Genomic DNA, 3,877 nt, shown 5'->3' on the forward strand with positions numbered 1-3,877 from the left:
GCGCTGGCGTTCAACTTCTTCTTCCTCGCACCGATCTACACCTTCACCATCGGCGAGCCGCAAAGCGTGCTCACCTTCGTCGTGCTGCTCGGCATCGCCGCGTTCATCAGCCGCCTGACCGGCGACATGCGGTCGCGCGCCACGATCGGCGTGCGTGGCGCGCGCGAGAATGCCGCGCTCGCCGCCTTCGCCCAGGCGTTGACGCGCGTGTCGGACGCGCAGGCCACTGCGGAAACGATCTGCGCAGAAGTCGCCGGCCTGCTCGACGTCAACACGGTGGTGCTCGCCGAAGCCGACGGGCAACTCAGTGTGGTCGCGACCAGCCCGGGCGCCGCCGCGCTGACGCCGGTCGACCGCGCCGCGGCCGACTGGTCGCTCAAGCGCGGCGAGGAAGCGGGGTATGGCACCGCCACACTCAACGGGTCGGACTGGCAATTCCACCCGCTCAAGACCTCGCTCGGCGTGCTCGCAGTGCTCGGCATCGCGCGGAGCGACGGCGGCGAGCCGGTGCCATCCGACCGCGCCGTCTTGCTCTCGACCCTGGTCGGCCAGGCCTCGCTCGCGCAGGAACGACTGCGGCTGGAGGGCGAGACGCGCCAGCTTTCGGTGCTTGAGGAGCGCGACCGGCTGCGCGTCGCCCTGCTGTCCTCGATCGGCCATGATTTGCGCACCCCGCTCACCGCGGTGCGCGCGGCGATCGAGCGGATCGATGCCGACCATCCCGGCTCCCCCGCAACGCCAGTCGCGCGCGCGGAAGTCGACCGGCTGCAGCGCTTCCTCGACAATCTCCTGTCGATGCTGCGGCTCGATTCAGGCGCGCTGACCGCGGCGAGCGAAGCGATCGATCTGACCGATGCAGTCGGCGCCGCGCGCCAGGACCTCGGTGATCTGCTGCGCGACAAGCAGATCGCGCTCGACGTGCCGGTCGATTTGCCTCTGGTCCGCGCCGATCCGCTGCTGCTCCACCATGTGCTGATCAACCTGCTCGCCAATTCGGTGCAGCATGCCGGCACCGCGGGCATCGTCACGATCGAGGGGCGGCGCGACGCGGACAGCGTCACACTGACCGTGCGCGACGACGGCCCCGGCCTGGAGCCGGGCAGCGAAGCGCGCATCTTCGACATGTTCGCCAGCGGCACCGGCACTGACCGCTCGGGCGGCAGCGGGCTTGGACTGGCGATCGTCAAGGGCTTTGCGGCTGCGATGGGCGTCGGCGTGAGCGCCCGCACCCATGCCGAGGGCGGCGCGGCGTTCACGCTGAGCTTCGGCGACCTAGTGGAGGTGGACACGGAGTGAAGGCGCGAGATCAGTCGAACGCGCCGCTCTTCCGGCCCGCGCGCTCATAGCTGTCGAGCACATCGAAAATCTGGCGCAGGCCGTCGCGAACTTCATTCGCTGTCTTTTCGACGTCGATCTCAAGCGAGAGTTCATCAACGCCTCCCCTCGTGCTCCTCCTCAGGGCGATAATCGCCTCGGCCTGCCGGTTGAGCGGATCGTGCAACCTCTGCTCGACGAAATTGCGCGGAATTTCGCCGGTCGTGAGCTCGAGTACCCGATCGATCGTGCGATCGTAACAGTCGAGGATGTCGTCCTTGCCGCGGCTTTTGGCCAGTGTTCCCTCAATCGTGAACAGCTCAAGCACACCACTCTTGTGGCGCAGAAGAGCCTTGCCACCGAGAGACTCCACTTCATCGAGATTGTTGCGCGCGACGCTCGGAGGATGGGTGCGCTTCGGCTGGCCGAGAATGGTGACCGGCCGCAAGCCGAAACCCTGTCCGCGCCAGATATCGTGGAATGTCTTGCCCTGGCTGCTCTCAAGTCCGGGGCGGCCATACATCTTGAAGTCCCACCGTTCGTTATGGGTCTCATCCCCACGACGGTGCGAGGCATGCGCCTCCATCGTCACATTGTCGGTGAGGGTCTTCATGACCACCGATGCCCAATGCCAGTTCCAATCACCGCCCCGGCGCATGTCATAGCCACCGCCGATGATGCCATAAGCCTCGCCAACCTTTGGATCGACCTTGGTATTGCGGTTGCCGACGGCCCCGAAACGTGCGTCGCGCTGTTCCTCCAGCCGGAAGACGGTGTTGTTGAGTTGGCGGGCGATCGACTGGATATAATCCGTCATCCGCGAATCAGCGAAGAAGGTCAGGTTGTTGCCATAGGTGTCGCCATCGCCTTTTTTCGGCGTGAAATATGTGCCGCGCTCGTCCTGCTTTCCCACCAGCCTGAGCGCTTCATCGATCACGCTGCGCGGAAATTCCTTCGCGGTGTAGAGCTCGATCAGCTTCTCCTGCACACCCTTCGCGGCCAGCACGTCATCGTGATATCCCTGATAGACCGGATCGATGTTCGACATCACGCGATGCTCGATCCGGCTCTTCAGGACATTCATCGTCTGGATCATGTCGCTGAGCACGGCGATGCTGGCGGGTCTCGTCGTCCGGGTCTCGTAATGATCGACCTTCAGCTCGAAATTCGTGTCGAATTCCTTGTCGGCGAGGTCGCCATTCACCTTGCGGACCTCGCTGCGCACCTCATCCACCTTGGCGAGATCGGTCAGGCGCCCGTTCTTCTTCATTTCGCTGTAGAGCGCGATCGCCTCGTGCCGCATCTTGTCGAAATCTTTCCACCGCGTGTTGGCGCTGTGCTGCGCCAGCTCGTCGACACTGGTCAAGGCGATGAGATTGGCCATGCGGCCCTGGTCGTGCTTGGCCCAGGAATAATCCATGGTGTGCGGCACTTCCCGCTGGTCGTGCAGCACTGCACCGATGACCGCCATCGCACCCTTTTCGCAGGCCGAGGGCAGATCGACCCCGGTCACCGCGTCGTGCTCACCCGAAACGGCCGGCGACAATTCGGGGCCCATCAGATTGCCTGTGACATTCGTCTTCTCGATCTGCGGTATGATCTTCAGCAGCGTGGTCTTGTTCACGGTGAGCTTGCCGCCGGTAGAGGCCAGGGCGACATTGGCGTCGCGTTTCTTGAGCGAGTCATTGGCCTGTGTGATCCGCTCCTCCGTCGCATAGAAGTCCTTGTTGTTGACGACATCGACCGTCGCTGCGGTATCATCGTTCGAGACGTCCCATTTCTTGCCCTGGGCCTCGACCACGCGGAAGCGCTGCACCGGCGCCAGCCCTCCCGGCATCGCACGCGGCGCCGGCGCGGCACGCGGTGTCGCATGGTCCATACCGCCCATCTGCATGCCCGCCGCCTGCGCGCCCATCGTCTCAGCCTCGCGCTCGAGCCCGGCATCGTCGTTGATCGCGGTGCCGCCAAGCTGCATCGTCGGCCGCACGCGCCCCTGTTTCTGCTGCACAACGTGCCACGCCTCATGCGCCAGGTGGCGCTCCTGGCCGGGACCGAGATGGATATCGCTGCCCTGGGCATGGGCGAGCGCCTGGAGCTGCGCGGGGCGCGACGAATTGCGATGCACGCGCACATCGTCGAGTGCGATGCCCGACAGCGTCTCGATCCCGCTCTTCAGCCGGTCGGGCAGGCCGGTGCGATTGGGTCCCGCCGCCGCCCGCGCCAGGCCCGAGGCATGCGACCGGGCATAATCGGCAATCGTTTCCCGCACGGACAGGGCGTGCCCACCCAGGCCCTGAGACTCGCCCCCCTGAAGATCGGTTGCCGGACCCGACGCCGGATTCAGCGCCGCGCGCTGCACGACACGCGCCGCCGCGCCCGAGCGCGGCTTGTACGCCGCGAACGCAGTCACCCCGGCCTTGGGCTGCAGACGGGCATGCATCCGCCTTCCTCCTTTTGAGGATCGTATCGACCGCGAGTATGACTCACGCCACCGCAAATGGAAACGGGCGATCGGAAACGGATGCGCAGCCCGGTATGCGCCCGACCAGCGATGAATCGACCC

At 65.4% G+C, this 3,877-nt stretch carries 2 protein-coding genes; one reads left to right on the plus strand and one right to left on the minus strand.

The features are described 5' to 3' along the window. Positions 1–1,296 (plus strand): ATP-binding protein (locus tag ACRECS_RS27250; RefSeq protein WP_431586110.1); only part of this gene is annotated, 1,296 nt, incomplete at its 5' end. A gap of 10 nt (positions 1,297–1,306) precedes the next feature. Here the strand turns inward: ACRECS_RS27250 and ACRECS_RS27255 are convergent. Then, positions 1,307–3,754, minus strand: a complete 2,448-nt coding sequence (locus ACRECS_RS27255; protein WP_431586111.1) for a DUF4157 domain-containing protein — start codon at positions 3,752–3,754, stop codon at positions 1,307–1,309. Positions 3,755–3,877: the final 123 nt, after the last annotated feature.

It is taken from the genome of Sphingomonas sp., from assembly GCF_050725575.1.
GTDB lineage: Bacteria > Pseudomonadota > Alphaproteobacteria > Sphingomonadales > Sphingomonadaceae > Sphingomonas.

Coding starts and splice junctions, on each gene's coding strand:
- ACRECS_RS27255 (WP_431586111.1), bottom strand. CDS start 3,754: ATGCATGCCCGTCTGCAGCCCAAGGCCGGGGTGACTGCGTTCGCGGCG.